Origin of the sequence: Bordetella genomosp. 13 (genome assembly GCF_002119665.1) — a bacterium.
Classification (GTDB): Bacteria; Pseudomonadota; Gammaproteobacteria; order Burkholderiales; family Burkholderiaceae_B; genus Bordetella.
On sequence record NZ_CP021111.1, the window covers coordinates 1,338,951 to 1,358,163 of the forward strand.

The following is a 19,213-nucleotide window of genomic DNA, read 5'->3' on the forward strand; positions in this document are numbered from 1 at the left end:
GGGATGAAAGCGATGGACCAAGCGGTGTTGCGGGTTGCGTCTTGCCCCCCCAAGAGCGGGCCTGACGATTCGTTGTTGCCCCTGTTGTTCGAGCCGGCCTATGCGGGCCAGAGCCTGGTCGATGCATTCGACGCGCTGGCGCCTCGGATCGCCGACGTGCTGCCGGAGGTGGGCGGCGTGCTGCTGAGGGGATTTGCCGTGCCCGATGTCGAACGCTTCCGCGCCTTCGCGGCCGCCTTCGGCGATCCTCTGCTGTCGTACGAATTCGGCTCCACTCCGCGCAGCACGGTGTCGGCCGGCATCTATACCTCCACCGAATACCCCGCCCACCAGCACATTCCCCTGCACAACGAGCAGGCCTATACACGCGAGTGGCCGATGCGCATCTGGTTCCATTGCGTGACGGCCGCCGCCGAGGGCGGGCAGACCCCGATCGCGGACAGCCGGGCCATCTATCGGCAAATGCCCGACGCCATACGCGAGCGCTTCGCGCAGGGCCTGATCTACGTCCGCAACTATGGCAACGGACTGGACGTGCCGTGGCAGGACGTCTTCAACACGGAGGACCCCGCCGCGGTGGAGGCGTACTGCGCGCCGCGCGGCATCACGTGCGAGTGGAAGGACGACGGCGAACTGCGCACCACGCAGCACTGCCAGGGCGTGGCACGCCACCCCGATACCGGCGATCACGTGTGGTTCAACCAGGCCCATCTGTTCCACGTGTCGAACCTTGCGCCTGAAGTGCGGGAGTCGCTGGAAGATGCGGTGGGCGTGGAGAATCTGCCCCGCAATGTGCTGTATGCCGACGGCGCGCCCATTCCCGATGCCGACCTCGACACCGTGCGCCGGCTCCTGCAGGAACAGACGATCGTCTTCGATTGGCGCGCGGGCGACGTCCTCATGCTGGACAACATGCTGGCCGCCCATGCGCGCACGCCATTCAGCGGAGCGCGCAAGGTCGTGGTCGCCATGGCCCGCTCCTACGCCGGATCGGCCTGATGCGGCGCTGAACCGCGGCTGGCGCGCGGCGCCGGCCCTATCTCTCTTCCCTACATGACCCTTGCGCCGCGTGCGCCTGGAGGAAGTCCCGATGTCGAATCTCGTCCAATGCCTGCGCCAGCACGCTGCCCGCCAACCTGATCGCAGCGCCCTGGTCGTGCTGCAGGCGGGCACGCCCGTCGGCGAGTACACCTATGCCGAACTCGACGCGCGCGTCCGGGCGCTGGCAGCGTACCTGCAAGGTCGCTATGCGCCGGGCGACCGTGTCCTGCTGCTGATGCATAGCGGCGCGGACTACGTGACCGCGTTCCTGGCCTGCCTGTACAGCGGCGTGATCGCCGTGCCCGCGTATCCCCCGGCGGCCAATCGCGACCAGCGCGGCGGCAGGCTGGCCGCCATCGCGGCCGATGCCGAAGCGAGCGCGATACTGACCACGGCGGCTTTGGCGGCCCAGCATGCCGAGGCGCTCGCCGTGCTGGGCAGCGAACTGGTCGAGGTCGATGCGGTCGACCCCGCGGCGGCCGGCGCCTGGCGCGAGTATCGGCCCCAGGACGATGACATCGCGTTCCTGCAGTACACCTCGGGGTCCACCGCCAACCCCAAGGGCGTGATGGTCAGTCACGGCAACCTGATGGCCAACGAGGTGGCCATGCAGGAAGGATTGGGCGTGCGCGAGGACGACGTCTACGTCAACTGGCTGCCGCTTTATCACGACATGGGGCTGATCGGCGGACTGCTGCAGCCGCTGTATCGCGGCATCCGCGTCGTGCTGATGCCGCCGCAGGATTTCCTGGAACGGCCGCTGCGCTGGCTGCAGGCGATCGCTCAGTACGGCGGCACGATCAGCGGGGGGCCCGACTTCGCGTTCAAGCTGTGCGCGGAGCGCGTGCGTCCCGAGCAGGCCGAGACGCTGGATCTGTCCAGCTGGCGGCTCGCCTTCTCGGGTTCGGAACCCGTGCGGCACGCCACGCTGGAGGCCTTTGTCTCCGCGCTCGCACCCGCCCGCTTCGATCCCTCGGCCGTGTTTCCGTGCTATGGCCTGGCGGAGGGCACGCTGTTCGTCACCGGCGCTGGCCGTGGGAATGGCATGACGGTGACATGGAGCGACGCGCAGGTGCTGGCGGGCGGACGCATCGAGCCGGCGACGCAGGCCAGCGTACAGGCCACGCCGCTGGTGTCGTGCGGCCGTACGGCGACGCATCATGCCGTACGCATCGTCGATCCCGAGAGCGGCAGTCCGCGCGGCGAAGGCGAGGTGGGCGAGATCCTGTTCAGCGGGCCCAGCGTGACGCACGGCTATTGGCGCAATCCCACGGCCACGGCCTCCGCCTTCGTCGACATCGAGGGTACGCGCTGGCTGCGCACCGGCGACCTGGGCGCGCTGCACGACGGCGCGCTGTACGTCGCCGGCCGCAGCAAGGACCTCATCATCGTGCGCGGACAGAATCTCTACCCGCAGGACCTGGAGCAGGCGGTGGAGGATGAAGTGTCCAGCGTACGCAAGGGGCGCGTGATCGCCTTTGCCGCCAATGTGGACGGGGCCGAACGGATCGGCGTCGCCGCGGAGATCGGGCGTACGACCCAGAAGACGCACGCGCCCGGCGAGATCGCGGCCGCCATCGGGCGCGCGGTGGCGCAGGCTTGCGGCGAGGTGGTACATGCCATCGTGCTGCTCAACCCCGGCGGCCTGCCCAAGACGTCCAGCGGCAAGCTGCAGCGCGCCGCCTGCCGCCAGGGCTGGCAAGAAGGCACGCTGGACGCCTATGCGCAAGTGACCGAACAGGAATGGCTGGCCGCGCAGGCCCAGGACCATGCGCCGCCCGCCACCGACCTCGAGCGCAGTCTCGCCGAGGTCTGGGCCGAGGGGCTGGGCCTGTCTCGCGTCAGCGTGGTGGATCCGTTCTATGCGCTGGGAGGCACGTCGGTCAGTGCGACGCAGATCGCCGCGCTGGCGCACGAGCGTCACGGCCTGGACGTGCCGCTGCGCAGTTTCTTCGAGGGCGCGACGGTGCGCGAGCAGGCGCGGCTGCTGTCGGCCGCACCGCTGCGCACGCAAAGCGAACAGGCCAGCGCCATCGACGAACTCCTGGACAAACTGGAGGCCTGAGGCCATGGCGCAAGCTGCTTCCTTCGTCGCGCTGGCGGAGCGCTACCAGGCCCTGCCGCCCGCGCGTAAAGCGCAGTTCCTGGAAGGACTGCGGGAACGCGGCATTCCGTTCCAGGCGCTGCCTGTCGTGCCGGCGCTGGAGCGCCGCCAACCGACGGGCGCCGGGCCGCTGGTGCTGCCGGCCGCGCCTTCGCAGCACGGCCTGTGGTTGTCGTGGCAGCTCGATCCCGACAGTCCGGCTTACAACATGGCCGGCGTGCTGGACCTGGACGGCGCATTGGATCCCTTCGCGTTGCAGGCGGCGCTGGAAACGCTGGCACAGCGGCACGAGCCGCTGCGCACCACCTTCGGCACGGACGAGGCGGGCATGCTGCGCCAGTATGTGCACGCCCGGACGGCGCCGCCGCTGCCGCTGAACGATCTGTCCATGCTGTCCACCGACGAGGCACGGCGCCAGGCCGACGTGCAATCGCGCGCGGACGCCGACCAGGCATTCGACCTGGCGCGCGGACCGCTGTGGCGCGTGCGCCTGCTGCGGCTCGCGCCCAGGCGTCACGAGCTCGTGCTGACGCTGCATCACATCATCTGCGACGGCGAGTCGATTCCCGTGCTCATGCGCGATCTTGCGCGGGCCTATGAGGCGGCGATACTCGGGCGGGCCGTCGTCGAGCCCGCGCCGCTGGCCGTGCAGGCCGGGGACTACGCCGCATGGCAGCAGGCATGGCTGGAGGCCGGCGAGGGGCGGCGGCAACTCGAGCATTGGCGCGCGCGCCTGGACGTCGCCGCCCCGCCCGCCGCGTTGCCGTTGGACCGGCCCCGGCAGGCGGGTCGTGGGGATGCAGCCGGCAGCCTGCGCGTGCAATGGCCGGAAGCGCTCAGCGAATCGTTGCGCGCGCTGGCACGTGCGCATTCGGTATCGACGTTCTGCGCGGTGCTGGCCGTGCTGAAGCTGGCGCTTTACCGGCTGGGTGGGCAGCGCGATGTGCCGGTCGGCGTGCCCATCGCGGATCGCGCCCGGCCGCAGACGCGCGACATGGTGGCGTACCTGGTCAACGTGCAGGTGATGCGCGCGCCGCTGGACCCGCATGCGGGCTTCGACGCGCTGCTGGTCGCCGTGCGCGATGCGCTGGTGGACGGCATGCAGGCCGGCGACCTGCCGTTCCATCAGTTGGTGGAAGGTCTGGCGCCGGAGCGGCTGCCGGGATGCCATCCGCTGTTCCAGGTGAAGTGCACGGAGCAGCGCAACGCCGGCCGCGAGCGGGAGATCGGGGCCGGTGAGTTGCGCATGCGGCTGCGTGAGCTGCCGGCAGCGCGCGCGCACTTCGATCTCAGCGTCGACGTATGCGACGAAGGCGCGATCACCCTGCACCTGGTCTACGCGAGCGAACTGTTCGAGGCCCGCACTATGACCCTGCTGGCGGAGCAGTTGGGCGCCATCGCGCAGTGGGTCACCCGCCATCCCGCGTTGCCGCTGCATCGAATGGACCTGGTCCGCTGCGCAGCGCCGGCCCAGGGCGAGGACATGGCGGTCCCCGCATCGGATGTGCTGTCCCTGTGGCGCGCGGGCGTGCTGCGCAGCGGAACCCAGGCGCGCGTGTACGACGAACCGGCCGGCGAGGCGCGCAGCCTGACCTTCGCCGACCTCGACGCGCGCAGCGACCGACTGGCCGAGCAGCTGCGACGTGACGGCGTGGGGCCCGAGCGCGTGGCGGCCGTCCAGGCGCCGCGCGGCATCGACATGGTGCTGGGCATGCTTGCGGTGCTGAAGGCGGGTGGCGTCTTCCTGCCGCTGGATCCGGCCTTGCCCGTCGAGCGGCTGCGGTATCAGCTCGAGGACAGCGGGGCATGCTGCGTGCTGGCCTCGACGCGGCCCGCGTACCTTGCCGGGTCGGCGGCATGGGTGCCGCTGGACGTCGAGCTCGACGGTCCGCCGGTGCGGCATGCCGGCGCGATTCCGCATGCCGCACAGGGCGCCTATCTGATCTACACCTCGGGTTCCACGGGGCGGCCCAAGGGCGTGCTCGTCTCGCATGGGGCGCTGGCCAATTACGTGCAGGCCGTGCTGCAACGGCTGGACCTGCCGGCGGACGCCAGCATGGCGATGGTGTCGACGGTGGCGGCCGACCTCGGCCACACCGTGCTGTTCGGCGCCCTGTGCTCGGGACGCTCGCTGCACCTGCTGTCGGCGGAACGCGCGTTCGATCCCGATGCCTTCGCCGAGTACATGGCCGAGTATCGCGTCGGCGTGCTGAAGATCGTGCCCAGCCACCTCCAATCGCTGCTGTCGGCCGGCCGCCCGCACGACGTGCTGCCCCGGACGGCGCTGGTGTTGGGCGGCGAGCCGACATCGTGGCCGCTGCTGCAGCGCGTACGAGATCTCGCACCGCCATGCCGCGTCTTCAATCACTATGGGCCCACGGAGACCACCGTGGGTGCCCTGGCGCAGCCGGCCGACGGCGCGTGGGCCTGGAGCGCCAGCGTGCCCATGGGACGCGCCTTGGCGGGCCTGCAGGCGTGGGTGCTGGACGAGGATCTCAATCCCGTGCCGCTGGGCGGGACGGGCCAGCTGTACCTGGGCGGCGCAGGCGTGGCGCGCGGCTATGTAGGCAGGCCGTCGCTGACCGCCGAGCGCTTCGTGCCACATCCGCTGGGCACGGGGGAACGTCTCTATCGAACGGGCGACCGGGTGCGCAGCCTGCCCGATGGCGCCTTCGAGTTCCTGGGCCGCGTCGATCATCAGGTGAAGATCCGCGGCTATCGCGTCGAGCCGCAGGAGATCGCGAATATGCTGCGCTCCCGCGAGGGCGTGAGGGCGGCCGAAGTGCTGGCCCGCGCCATGCCGGGCGATGACAGGCTGGCGCTGTGCGCGTACGTCGTGCTGGAAAGCGGAGCCGCCGCGGACGTGGACGCGCTGCGAACCTGGCTCGCGACCGTGGTGCCCGACTACATGGTGCCCGCGCATTGGGCGGTGCTGCCGGCGCTGCCGCTGGGACCCAATGGCAAGATCGATCGCCGGGCGCTGCCAGCCATCGCGCCGACGACCGAGCGCATGGCGGACGGCGACGCGCCGCAGGGGCCGGTGGAGGAAATCCTGGCCGGCGTCTGGCGCCAGCTGCTCAAGGTCGAGCACGTCGGCCGGCACGACAACTTCTTCGAACTGGGCGGCGATTCCATCATCAGCCTGCAGATCATCGCGCGCACGCGCAAACAGGGCTACAAGCTGTCGCCCAAGCAGGTGTTCGAACACCAGACCATCGCGGCGCTGGCCGCCGTGGCCCAGCCGGTCGCCGCGGCCGCCCCGCCGGCCGGCGCACAACCGGCCGTTCAGCGCGCGATGGGGGCCGGCACGAACGTCGCGGCCGATACACCGCCGCTGCTGCCGCTGGCGCGCGCCTTCTTCGACGAGACGCCGGAGGCCGGCAGCCACTGGAATCAGGCGGTCATGGTGGCGCCCGCCGCGCATCTGGATGCGCAGCGGCTGGAGCTGGCGCTGCAACGCGTGGTCGAGGCGCATCCCGCGCTGGCCCAGCCCTATGCCCCGGACGGCCGGGCGGGCGCAGCGGCACGGCCTGCCGCGCCCATTCTGTGGCGGCGCGAGGCCGCCGGCGACGACGCGCTGGCCGTCTGCGAAGCCGCGCAACGCAGCCTGGATCTGTCTCGAGGCGTATTGCTGCGCGCCGTGCTCATCGAAGCAGGCGAATGCGCGCAGCGCCTGCTGCTCGTCGCGCATCACCTGGTGGTCGATGGCGTCTCGTGGCGCATCCTGCTTGAGGATCTGGCACAGGCGTATCGCGCGCTGGCCGATGGGCGGCCCGTGGAACTGGCGCCGCGCGGATCGGACGCCTCGTCATGGGCCGCGCGCCTGGCCGAGATGGCGGCCGGCGAGCGGGGACGGGCGGAACTGCCGCACTGGCGGACGCTGGGCGCCGATCTGCCGCCGCTGCCCTGGGCCGACACTTCGGCGGCGCCGCGCCATGCCGAGGCAGCCCAGGCGCTGACCCTGCTGGATGCGGACGATACGCGCCGCCTGCTTGCCCTGGGCGCCCGCATGGGCGGCATGGATGCGGTGCTGCTGGCCGCGCTGGCGCGCGTGCTGGCGCGCTGGAGCGGCCAGCGGGCCTTTCTGCTGCGCCGCGAGGCCCACGGCCGCGATGCCGCGTTCGAGGACCTGGACGTCAGCCGCACGCTGGGCTGGTTCACTGCCACCTATCCCTTCGTCCTTGCGGTGCGGGAAGGCTGGGCCGACCAGGTGGCCGCCGTGCGCGATGCGGCGGCCGCGCTGCCGGCACAGGGCCTGCACTACGCGGCGCTGCGCCATCTTGGTCCGGAGCCGGTCAGGACGGCGCTGCGCGATGCTCGCCAGCCCGATCTCACCTTCAACTACCTGGGCCGCCTCGACGCCGGCGTGGGCGAGCAGTTCGATGCGGCCGGCTGGCGTCTGGTGGATGAACCCTGCGGCGCCACGCGCGCGCCGCAATCGCGCATGAGCACGCCGGTGACCATCGACGGCGCCGTCTATGGCGATGCGCTGCGCCTGACGTGGACCTTCGACCGCCGGTGGCTGGCGCAGGATGTCGCGCAGTCGCTGGCAGGGCACTATGCCGAGACGCTGCGCGAGATGCTCGACGCCGCCGCGCCGACCGAACGCTACGCGCTGGGCCCGATGCAGCAGGGCATGTTGTTCCACACGCTGATCGACGGCGGGGCAGGCGCCTACGTCAATCAGCTGCGCATCGATATCGACGGACTCGACGCTGCCAGGCTGCGTGCCGCGTGGGAGCGGATGCTGGAGCGCCACGACATTCTGCGCACCGGTTTCGACACGGCCGGGGACGCGCCGCAGCAGGTCGTGGCGCCGGCCGCAAGCCTGCCGTGGCAGGAGTTCGACGCACGTGGATGGCCGGACGATGGCGCCATCGACGCGCTGGCCCTGGCGCAGCGCGAACAGGTCTTCGTGCTGCATCAGCCGCCGCTGATGCGTGTGCTGCTGCTGCGCACGAGCGACGCACGGCACCATCTCGTCTGGACCTACCATCATCTGTTGCTGGACGGCTGGAGCACGTCGCAGCTGCTGGCCGAGCTGTTCACACTGTACGCCGACGCACAAGCGCTTGCGCAATGGCCGCCGGCTCCGCGGTACCGGGATTACATCGACTGGCTCTCGCAGGCCGATGCCGAAGGCAGCCTGGCATTCTGGCGTGCGCAGCTGCACGCGGTCGAGGCCCCCACCTTGCTTGCTCCGCCTGCGGATAATGCAGCGATCGCATCGGCTGGGTTCGAGCCCGGCGTGCTGGCCGCCACGGTGCCCGCCGCATTGTTGGCACGGCTTCAGGCAGGCGCGCGGCGCCAGCGCGTGACGTTGAACACGCTGGTGCAGGGCGCATGGGCCTTGCTGCTGGCGCGCCATACCGGCCAACGGCAGGTGCTGTTCGGCGCCACCGTGTCGGGACGGCCGCAGGCGCTGCCCGACGCCGAGCGCATGCTGGGCCTGTTCATCAACACGCTGCCGGTGCGGGTCGACGTGGACGCCGCGCGAACATGCGGCGATTGGCTGCGCGAACTGCAGGCCTACAACCTTGCCGCGCGCGAGCATGAACACGTGCCGCTTTACCAGATACAGCGCCAGGCGGGGCATGCGGCGCTGTTCGACACCATCCTGGTGTTCGAGAACTATCCGGTAGACGCGGCGCTGCAATCCGAGGCGGTCGCTCGCATGGGGCTGCGTTTCGGCCAGCCGGTCAACCGTGAGCAGACCGCTTATCCGTTGACCGTCAGCGCCATCCTGGCCGGACAGGGCAGGCATGCCGCGCTGGGCGACGAAGCCGCGCTCACGATGCGCTACGGCTATGCGCGCCACGTTTTCGATGGCGCGCAGGTGCAGGCTCTGCACCGACGCCTTCAGGCGCTGCTGGAATCGCTGGCCGATGCCGCCCTGGCCGACTCGCCTGTCGCGCTGGATGCGGCGTGGCGCCAGCCGGACGACGAGCGCGCCTGGCTGGAGAATGTCGCGGGGGCAGCGGCGGACTATGGCGCGTACGTGCCCGTGCATCGCCAGTTCGAGGCGCAGGCGCGCATCCGGCCCGACGCCGTGGCCTTAGTCAGCGACGAGCGGACGCTCAGCTATGCGGACTTGAATCGTCGGGCCAACGCGCTGGCCTGGCGTCTGATGGCCCGAGGCGCCGGTCCCGACCGCCTGGTCGGCATCAGCGCCCGGCGCTCGCCCGAGATGGTGATCGGCCTGCTGGCCATCCTGAAGTCCGGAGCGGCCTATGTGCCGCTGGATCCGGACTATCCGCCCCAGCGCCTGGCCTACATGATGCAGGACAGCGGCGTGTCGCTGCTGGTGGCTCCTTCGGGATTGACGGACATGCTGGCCGTGCCGCCGGGTATCGAGGTGATCGAGCCCGACGACTCGCAGCGCGACGACGATCCGGCCGTGGCGCTCCATCCCGCCTCGCTGGCCTACGCCATCTACACGTCCGGCTCAACCGGGCAGCCCAAATGCGCCGCCAACCATCACCAGGCCTTGCACAATCGCCTGGCATGGATGCAGCAGGCCTATCCCATCGCGCCCGGCGACGTGGTGCTGCAGAAGACGCCGTTCTCGTTCGACGTATCGGTGTGGGAGTTCTTCTGGCCGCTGTCGGTCGGCGCGCGGCTGGCGTTGGCCGCGCCCGGCGAGCATCGCGATCCTCGCCGGCTGGCGCGGCGCATCGTGGCGCAGGGCGTGACCACGCTGCACTTCGTGCCAGCCATGCTGCAGGAGTTCCTGGCCGACCCCGCGGCCCTCGAATGCAAGGGCCTGCGCCGCATCATCTGCAGCGGCGAGGCGCTGCCGGCGTCCGTGGCGCAGCGCGCCATGAGTCTGCTGCCTCAGGCCGCGCTGTACAACCTGTATGGTCCGACGGAAGCCGCCATCGACGTGACGCACTGGACCTGCGGACCTGCCGATGTCGGCAGCGTGCCGATCGGCCGGGCGATCGGCAACATCACGCTGCGGATCCTCGATGCGGACCTGCACCCGGCGCCGCCGGGCACGGCCGGCGAACTGTATCTGGGCGGCGTGGGACTGGCCCGCGGCTATCACGCCCGTCCGGCCCTGACCGCGCAGCGCTTCGTGCCCGACCCGCTGGGCAAGGCGGGTGAACGCCTGTATCGCACGGGCGACCTGTGCCGCTGGCGCGCCGATGGCGCCGTCGAGTACCTCGGGCGGCTGGATCACCAGGTGAAGCTGCGTGGGCTGCGCGTGGAACTGGGCGAGATCGAGGCGCAGTTGCTGGGCCAGCCGCAGGTTCGCGAGGCCGTGGTCGTGGCGCGCGACGAGGCCGCCGGGCCGCGGCTGGTCGCGTACGTGGTGCCCCAGGCCGATGCCGCCACTCCCCTGGGACCGGCGTTGCGCGAGGCAATGTCGCGAGCGCTGCCGGACTTCATGGTGCCAGCCGTGTGGGTGGAACTGGAACGCCTGCCCCTGAGCCCCAATGGCAAGGTGGACCGCAAGGCCTTGCCCGCGCCGCAGGCTTCTGAGCCGGCCGGCGCACCGGCCGCGCCGCGCACCGACAATGAAAGGCGGCTGGCGGCGCTGTGGTGCGAGCTGCTCGGTATCGAAGCGGACCTCATCGGCCGCGATAGCCATTTCTTCGAGTGTGGCGGGCATTCCGTGCTGGCGATCCGGCTCGTCGCGCGACTGCGGCACTCGCTGGGCGATGCCGCGCCGGAACTGGCGGACGTCTTCACGCATCCGGTACTGCACGCGCTGGCCGCGCACCTGGACCGCCTGGCGGCGCTGCCCGCCGGTCCGCGGCTGCCGGCGCTCGCGCCCGTGCCGCGCGGCGGCAGGCTGACGCTCTCGCTGGCGCAGGAGCGTCTGTGGCTGGTGGATCGCCTGGCGGGCGGCACGTCGGCCTACAACATGCCCGCCGCGCTGGCGCTGCGGGGACCGCTGGATCCCGAGGCCGTGCAGGCCGCGCTGGATGCACTGCTGCGGCGACACGAGGTATTGCGCACTGGCTATCCCGAGGATCCGGAAGAGGGCGGCCCCATCGCGCTGGTGCACGAAGGGGCGCGGCTGGCATTGGAACGGGTCGACCTGTCCGACCTGCCGCAGGCCGAACGCGGCCAGCGGCTGGATGCGCTGCGGCTGGCGCACGCCAGCGCGCGCTTCGACCTGGCCCGGGCGCCGCTGGCGCGCGCCACACTGGTGCGGCTGGGCATCGATGAGCACGTGCTGCTGTTCGCCATGCATCACCTGGTGGCCGACGGCTGGTCGATCGGTGTGTTGATGCGCGACTTCGGCCAGGCTTACCGCGCCTGCGGCCGGGGAGGCGAGCCGGCATCGCAACCGGCGCCGGTCCAGTACGCCGACTACGCCGCCTGGCAGCGCCAGGTGCTGCGTGGCGAACGTCTGCGCGCGCTGACCGATTACTGGCGCGCACAGCTGCAAGGACTGGATGCCCGTCCGCCGCTGGCGGGAGATCATCCGCGTCCGGCCGTGGCCGATACGCGCGGCGACGCCGTCGCGCTGCATCTGCCGGGCGCGCTCTGCGCACGCCTGGACGCGCTGGCCCACGCCCGCGGCGCGACGCGCTTCATGGTCCTGAAGGCGGCGTTCGACGTACTGGCGCACCGCGTCAGCGGACGCGACGACCTGGTGGTGGGCACCGACGTGGCGGGGCGCGACCAGCCTGCATTGCAGGACCTCGTCGGCTTCTTCGTCAACGTGGTCCCCCTACGCAGCCGCTGGCGCGCCGATGCCAGCTTCCTCGACCACCTGGATGCCGTGCGCGGCACGCTGCTGCAAGCCTATGCGCACGAGGCGCTGCCTTTCGACCGCATCGTCGACAGCGCGGCGGTGCCGCGCGACCGCCGCTGGAATCCGCTGGTGCAGTGGCTGTTCGTGATGCAGAACACGCCCGCCGGCGCCTTCGACATCCCGGGCCTGTCAGCCGGGATGCTGGCTCCCACTTGGCGCCAGTCGAAGTTCGACATGGCCCTGTTCCTGGCTTCCGACGAAGCCGACCCTGGCGCGGTGCGCGGCGACTGGGTCTATGCCACCGCGGTATTCGAGCGCGCCACGGTAGAGCGCCTGGCGCAAGCCTGGGTGCAGCTGCTGGCGCAGATTGCCGAGGCGCCCGAGCGCGCCGTGGGCGGCTATGCGCTGCCTATTCCTGAGGACACTTCCGCTATGACCGCGACGAACACGCTGGCCGGCAAGTCCGGCAAACTCGACAAGCTGCGCCGCGCGGCGCCGGGCCGGCCGCAAGGCGGCCCGGCCGCGCCCGAGCCGCAGACCCGATCCTCTCTGCTCGCGCCCGGCCGCGAGTTCCCGGTGGTGATCGAGCCGGCCAGCCAGGATCTCGATCCCATCGCATGGGCCCGTGGACAGCGCGATTTCATCGAGTCCACGCTGTGCCGCCATGGCGGCATCCTGTTCCGCGGCTTCGGCCTGAAGACGCCCGCCGACTTCGAGGCCTTCGCCGAAGCGATCCAGCCGGGCTTGTACGGCGCCTATGGCGATCTGCCGAAGAAGGAGGGCGGCAAGAACACCTACCGCTCCACGCCTTATCCCGAGCGGCAGATGATCCTGTACCACAACGAAAGCGCGCACCTGGAGCGCTGGCCGCGCAAGCAGTGGTTCTTCTGCGAACTGCCTGCGCCGGTAGGCGGTGCCACGCCGATCGTGGATTGCCGCGAGATGCTGCGCGTGCTGCCGCCCGACGTGGTCCGGCAGTTCGAGCAGAAGGAACTGCTGTACGTGCGCACGTTCGCGCCTCGCTTCGACGTCAGCTGGCAGGACTTCTTCAAGACCGATGATGCGGCTGCCGTCGAGGCGCGCTGCGATGCCGCCGGCGTCCAATGGCGCTGGATCGACGTGCCGGGATCGGGCGGCGCCCAGCGCGAGTTCCAGACGCGTACGCGCTGCCCGGCCGTGATCGTGCATCCCGTAACCGGCGAGCGCTCGTTCTTCAACCAGGTCCAGCTGCACCACGTGTTCTGCCTGGACGCGGAACTGCGCCGCGACCTGCTGGCCATGGTCGGGGTGGAGCGCCTTCCGCGCAACGTGATGTACGGCGACGGCACGCCCATCCCGGACGAGGTGATGGAGATCGTCGGCCAGGCTTATGAGCGCTGCGCCGTGCGTTTCGATTGGCGCCATGGCGACGTGGTGATGCTGGACAACATGCTGGCCGCCCATGCACGCGACCCCTACCAGGGACCGCGCAAGATCGTGGTGGCGATGGGCGACATGGTCGAGCGCGCACGGCTGGCGCCGGCCGCCGTGTCCGCGGCCGAGCGGCAACTTCAAGGTGAGAGACATGAATGAGATCACGCGGGAACCCGCGCTGGAGAGCCTGCCCCTGGGACCCGAGCAGCGCGCGCTGATCCAGGCGGGCGGCGCCGGCGAGCACGTGGTGGTGACCCTGGAGTTCGACGGCGCGCTGCAGCCGGACGCATTGCGACAGGCGTTGCACGCGATCGCGGCGCGCCATGCGGTGCTGACGCATGCCTATGCCGAGGTGCCGGGCTACCTCGGCGTGCGGGCCGTGCCTATGGAGCCCGCCGCCGATCTGGCATGGGAGGTGGCGGACCTGTCGCAGAGCGCGGATGTGAACGCCGCCTTCGAAGCGATGCGCGAGCGCGAGCAGCGCACGCCGCTGGCCCTCGCGCAGGGACGGCCGTGGCGCGCCGCGCTGTGCCGGCTGGGCGATGCGCAATGGCGGCTGCTGCTGTCCATCGCGGCACTGGCCGCCGACCGCGGCAGCCGCGCGCAATTGGCGTTGGAGCTGGCACGGTGGTGGCGGGGCCTGCGTGCCGATGGCGCAGACGAGCCGCCCTTGCCATACGCGCAGTATGTGGCGTGGCGTCACGACCTCGAGCAGGACGGGGACGCGCAGGCCGGCCGCGACTACTGGCAGGCCTGGACGCAGGGCGCGAACGAGGCCGGGCCGCTGCGCCTGCCGTATCGCCGGGCCGTAGACGCCGGCGCGCCGAGCGCCGTGGCGAGCATTACGGCGCAGGCGTCCGCCCAGGCCGCCGATGCCGTGCTGGCCCGCGCCGGCGCGCTTTATGCGCCGGGTGAAGCCGAAGGCCGCGTGCCGGCCGACGAGGTCGTGCTGCAGGCGGCGTGGTGGGCGCTGCTGGCCCGCATCTCGGGCGAATCGCGCTACGTGGGCGGGTGGCTGCATGATTGCCGCCGCGACTACGACATGTTGGCCGGCGCGGTGGGCCGCTACGAGAAGATCCTGCCGTTGAATCTGGCGGTGGACCTGGAGGGCGGCTTCGACGCTTTGGCGCAGGGCCTGTCCGCGCAGCTCGACTCGCATCGCGAGGCGCAGGAATACTGGCCGGTGGCCGAACCTCCGGTTTCGCCGCGCGCCGGCTTCGGCATGCTGCCGGCCGACGTGGGCGGCAGCGCAGCGGGCAGCACGTGGCGCATGGAAGAACATGGCGCCGAGGCGCCGCGGTTCGAACTGGTGCTGCTCGCCGGCCCCGTGCAGGCAGGAGCGGCGCTGCCGCTGGTGCTGCATTACGATCCCCGTCGTTTGGACGCGGTCGCCGCGGCGCGCCTGCTGGAGCAATACCGGACGCTGCTGGCTGCGCTTGCCGACTGCGGCCCGGCCAGTCTGGCCTCATTGCCGCTGGTCGGGCCGGAGGAGACGCAGGCGCTGACGGCCTGGAATGCGGCGTCGGCGAGCGTCTCGGCCGATACGGTGCCGCGCCGGTTGCAGGGCTGGGCCGAACGCACGCCCGGCGCCACCGCGCTGCAATGGTCGGGCGGCGCGCTGGATTACGCCGCGCTGCAGGCCCGCGTGGACGCCTGGGCGCGCTGCCTGATCGCTCATGGCGTGAAGCGCGGCGATGTCGTCGCGCTGGACCTGCCGCTGAGCGCGGACCTGGTCGTGGCGTTGCTGGCCGTCATGCGGGCCGGGGCGGCTTACCTGCCGCTGGACCCGGCATGGCCGCCCCAGCGGCGCGAACTCATCCTCGAGCACGCGCGCCCCGTGTTGCGGCTGCGGCCGGCCGGCGCCTCCGATGGCGGCACGCGCAGCTCCTCGACGCTGGACTTCAGCCTGGCCGAGCCCGCGCACGACGCCGCCACCGAGCTGCCCACGGTGGGGACGCACGACGCTGCCTATGTCCTGTATACGTCCGGCTCCACCGGCACGCCCAAGGGCGTGGTGATCGAGCATGGCCAGCTGGGCAACTACGTCGCCGCATCCGGCTCCGCGCTGGGCCTGTCGCAGTGCCGCCGCTTCGGCCTGGTGGCCTCGGTGGCGGCCGACCTGGGCAACACGGCGCTGTTCGGCGCGCTGTGCCATGGCGCCGCGCTGGTGGTGGCGGAGCCCGACGCGGTGCGCGACCCGCAGGCCTTCGCGCGCTATGTGGCGGGCTATGCCATCGATTGCCTGAAGATCGTGCCGTCTCACCTGTCGGCCTTGCTGGACGAGCCGCCGCAGGGCGCCGCGATACCGGCGACGCTGGTGCTGGGCGGCGAAGCCACGCCGGCCGCACTGGTGCGCGCGCTGCGCCGGGCCGCGCCGCGGTGCCGCATCTTCAACCACTACGGACCCACCGAGACCACCGTGGGCGTGCTGGTGCACGAGGTGCCGCCCGGTCCCGATCCGGAGGCCGGCGCGCAGCTGCCGCTGTCGCGCGTGCTGGACGGCAATACCGTGCTGGTGCTCAACGCGGCGGGGGATCTGGCCGCGACCGGCGAGTTGGGCGAACTGGCGATAGGCGGCGCCCAGGTGTGCCGCGGCTACCTGGGCGTGGCCGACGATGCCCGCTTCTTCCAGACGCCGCTGGCGCCGGGCCTGCGCCTTTACCGCAGCGGCGACCTGGCGCGCCGCCTGCCGCAGGGCGGACTGGTCCTGGCCGGGCGCGCGGATCATCAGGTGAAGATCCGCGGCTATCGCGTCGAACCGGCCGAGATCGAGGCGGCCGTGCAGTCGCTGCCCGAAGTGCGCCAGGCCGCGGTGCGGGCGCTGCCCGACGGCACGGGCGCCCTCCGGCTGGTGGCCTACGTGGCGGGGCCTTCCGACGATTCGGCTGCCAGCCGCCTGCGCGCCGCGCTGCAGGCCATCCTGCCTTCGCACATGGTGCCCGCGACCATCGTCACGCTGCCGCAGCTGCCGCGCCTGCCGAACGGCAAGCTCGACCCGGCGGCGCTGCCCGACCCGGACCACCACGCGGATGCGGGCTTGCACACGGCGCCTGAGGGCGATGTGGAGACCGTGCTGGCCGGATTGATCGCCGAGCTGCTCGAGCGCGATGCGGTCAGCGTCACGGGAGACCTGTTCGAGCAGGGCGCGGATTCGTTGATGGTGATCAAGCTGGTGGCGCGCATACGCCGCAGCCTGCAGCTGGAGGTGCAGCCGGGCGTGGTGTTCGACCACCCGACCGTGAGGTCGCTGGCGCAGGCGCTGACGGCGCAAGAGCCGAGCCCGGGACGCCTGGCGCAGGTGGCCGCCGCGCGCCGCCGGCTGGACGCGATGAGTCCGGCCGAGCGCGCCGCGCTGGCGGAGCGCGGCAGGTCCGCGGCATCCAGCGGCCAGGAGGCGGCGGCATGAACCGCCGGTGCGGCCCGGACGCCGCGGCATGTGCGCAACGCGGCTGCGGCCGTACCGAAGGATCGATGGCAACGAACGCAATGCATGCGGCGAGCATGCGGGAGACAGCATGATGGCGAAAGACCAGGTGGACAATCCGATGATGCTGGCGCTGCCGCAACAGGGCTATGTGTCGGTGGCGGCGGGAGGGCAGTGGCGCACGGTGTGGGACGATGCGGGGCTGCACGTGCAGGGGCCGCAGGGCGAACGCCAGCAGTGGGACTATGCGGCGCCCGGCGCGCAGGGGGCCGCGCGGCTTGCCCTGCGTTATGACAGTGCGGTGGGCACACCGGGCTCGTACCAGGCCGCGCTGGCCGCTCTGGACACGGTGTTCTCGCACCGGCTGGATGCGCGCGTGCTGCGGGTTCACGCCGAGGGCAGGCTGGCCGCCACGCTGGCGCGGCGCCTCGCGCAGCCGGCGGGACAGGAACTGGACGTGCACGTCGATGCCTTCTGGCAGCAGGCGGACCTGTGGCTGCTGGACCGCGAGGCCGCGCGTGCGTATCCCTACCGTCCGGCGATGAGCGGGAAAGGCCAGCGCCATCCTTTGCGTCCGCCCAAGCCCTCGGGCGAGGTGTATGCGCGCCAGATCCCGTGGCTGGGCAAGGTGCTGAGCTTTCGCGTGGCCACCATCGACCAGGACGTGGAGCGCCTGAATCGCTGGATGAACAATCCGCGCGTCGCGCAGGTATGGGAAGAAGAGGGCGATCTCGAGTTCCACCGCCGCTATCTGCAGAACCTGATCGACGATCCGCACATGCTGCCCCTGATCGCCAGCGCCGATGGGAAACCCTTCGGTTACTTCGAGGTGTATTGGGCCAAGGAGAACCGCCTGGGCCCGTACTACGACGCGCAGGACTACGACCGCGGCTGGCACGTGCTCATCGGCGAGGACGACATACGCGGCCGGGCGTGGGTGACGGCCTGGCTGCCTTCCCTCATGCACTACCTGTTCCTGGACGACAGCCGCACGCAGCGCATCGTCGGCGAGCCTCGCGCCGATCATCACCAGCAGATCAACAACCTGGACCGCTGCGGCTTCGCCAAGGTCAAGGAATTCGATTTTCCGCACAAGCGCGCCATGCTTGTGATGTTGCTGCGCGAGCGCTTCTTCGGCGACCGCCTGTGGGTGCCGCAGGGCGGCGTTTCGCAATCTTGATCGCAGGAGTGGCCATGGCTGTCGATACGCGTATCCACGACGTGCTGGGCGTCGGATTCGGTCCTTCCAACCTCGCGCTGGCGGTGGCGCTGCGCGAGACGTCCACGCGCCCGCCGCTGGACTTCGCGTTCGTCGAACGCAAACCCGAGTTCGTCTGGCATGGCAGCATGCTGCTGGACGACAGCTGCATGCAGATCTCGTTCCTGAAAGACCTGGTGATGCTGCGCAATCCGTCCAGCCGGTACACCTTCATCAATTATCTGCACGCCAAGGGCAGGCTGATGGACTTCATCAACCTGAAGACCTTCTTTCCCAGCCGCCACGAATTCAACGACTACCTGCGCTGGGTGGCCGACGACTTCGACATGCAGGTCAGCTACGACGCCGACGTGCTGGCCATCGAGCCGGTACTGCGGCGCGGCGTGGCGACGCACCTGCGCGTGCGGGTGCGCGACGGACGCGGCATGGAGCAGGAAAGGCTGGCGCGCAATGTGGTGGTGAGCGTGGGCGGCGCGCCCGCCGTGCCCGAGATGTTCGCGGCGCTGCGCCGCGATCCGCGCGTGCTGCATTCTTCGTCATACCTGGAAGGCATGTCGCGCCTGGCTCCGCCGCGCCGCGTGGCCGTGGTGGGCGCCGGGCAAAGCGCGGCGGAGATCTTCATGGACCTGCAGGGCCGCTATCCCGGTGCGCGCATAGACCTGGTGACGCGGTCGCACGCCATCAAGCCCGCCGACGACAGCCCATTCGTGAACGAGGTGTTCAACCCGGAGTTCACCGATTACCTGTTCCAGCAGCCGGCCATCGAGCGCCGGCGGTTGCTGCAGGAATACCGCAACACCAACTACGCGGTGGTGGACCTGGATCTGATCGAACGCATCTACGAGACCCTCTACCAACAGAAGGTGCGCGGGCAGGACCGCCTGCGGGTGCTGCGCCTGTGCGAGGTGCGCGAGGTGAGCGCCTCGTCCGCCGGCATCGCGCTGACGCTGGGCCACGTATCCACCGGCGGACAAGAGACCGTGGACTATGACCTGGTGGTGCTGGCCACAGGCTACCGGCGCGATCTGCACTCTGACCTGGTGGCGCCGCTGCGGCCCTACATGGCGGCGGGCGCCGGCGAGCCTTTGCCGGTGGCGCGCGACTACAGGCTGTTGACCACGCCCGATTGCGAGGCCGGCGTGTATCTGCAGGGCTGCTGCGAGGAGACCCACGGCCTGAGCGACACACTGCTGTCCATCCTGCCCACCCGCGCGCAGGAGATCGCCGATGCCCTGGCGGCCAGGCTGCCGCAGCCGGCGCGCCCGCGCGCCGAAGCCCGCGCGTCAGCGGCCTGACGCGCCT

At 71.0% G+C, this 19,213-nt stretch carries 6 protein-coding genes; all 6 read left to right on the forward strand.

All coding sequences use genetic code 11. The features are described from left to right. The first annotated feature begins 12 nt into the window (after positions 1-12). Complete coding sequence (locus tag CAL15_RS06135) at positions 13-999, forward strand: TauD/TfdA family dioxygenase (RefSeq protein WP_086077767.1); 987 nt, start codon at positions 13-15, stop codon at positions 997-999. Between the two features lie 91 nt (positions 1,000-1,090). Then, positions 1,091-3,106, forward strand: a complete 2,016-nt coding sequence (locus tag CAL15_RS06140) for an AMP-binding protein (protein WP_086077768.1) — start codon at positions 1,091-1,093, stop codon at positions 3,104-3,106. A 4-nt stretch (positions 3,107-3,110) separates the two neighbouring features. Further along, positions 3,111-13,427 carry a non-ribosomal peptide synthetase gene (locus CAL15_RS06145; RefSeq protein WP_086077769.1) on the forward strand — a complete coding sequence of 3,439 codons (10,317 nt, stop codon included), beginning with the start codon at positions 3,111-3,113 and terminating at the stop codon, positions 13,425-13,427. Continuing rightward, positions 13,420-16,674 carry a non-ribosomal peptide synthetase gene (locus tag CAL15_RS24355; protein ID WP_198299157.1) on the forward strand — a complete coding sequence of 1,085 codons (3,255 nt, stop codon included), beginning with the start codon at positions 13,420-13,422 and terminating at the stop codon, positions 16,672-16,674. The genes CAL15_RS06145 and CAL15_RS24355 overlap by 8 nt, the downstream gene beginning before the upstream one ends. A gap of 109 nt (positions 16,675-16,783) precedes the next feature. Next, complete coding sequence (locus tag CAL15_RS06160; protein WP_232468129.1) at positions 16,784-17,872, forward strand: GNAT family N-acetyltransferase; 1,089 nt, start codon at positions 16,784-16,786, stop codon at positions 17,870-17,872. Positions 17,873-17,886: 14 nt separating this feature from the next. Then, positions 17,887-19,206: a lysine N(6)-hydroxylase/L-ornithine N(5)-oxygenase family protein gene (locus tag CAL15_RS06165; RefSeq protein WP_086077770.1), complete on the forward strand. Its 1,320-nt coding sequence runs from the start codon at positions 17,887-17,889 to the stop codon at positions 19,204-19,206. Positions 19,207-19,213: the final 7 nt, after the last annotated feature.

Excerpts from the sequence above, each read along its gene's own strand:
- CAL15_RS06145 (WP_086077769.1), top strand. The coding sequence starts at position 3,111 with ATGGCGCAAGCTGCTTCCTTCGTCGCGCTGGCGGAGCGCTACCAGGCC.
- CAL15_RS24355 (WP_198299157.1), top strand. The coding sequence starts at position 13,420 with ATGAATGAGATCACGCGGGAACCCGCGCTGGAGAGCCTGCCCCTGGGA.
- CAL15_RS06140 (WP_086077768.1), top strand. The coding sequence starts at position 1,091 with ATGTCGAATCTCGTCCAATGCCTGCGCCAGCACGCTGCCCGCCAACCT.
- CAL15_RS06160 (WP_232468129.1), top strand. The coding sequence starts at position 16,784 with ATGATGGCGAAAGACCAGGTGGACAATCCGATGATGCTGGCGCTGCCG.
- CAL15_RS06165 (WP_086077770.1), top strand. The coding sequence starts at position 17,887 with ATGGCTGTCGATACGCGTATCCACGACGTGCTGGGCGTCGGATTCGGT.
- CAL15_RS06135 (WP_086077767.1), top strand. The coding sequence starts at position 13 with ATGGACCAAGCGGTGTTGCGGGTTGCGTCTTGCCCCCCCAAGAGCGGG.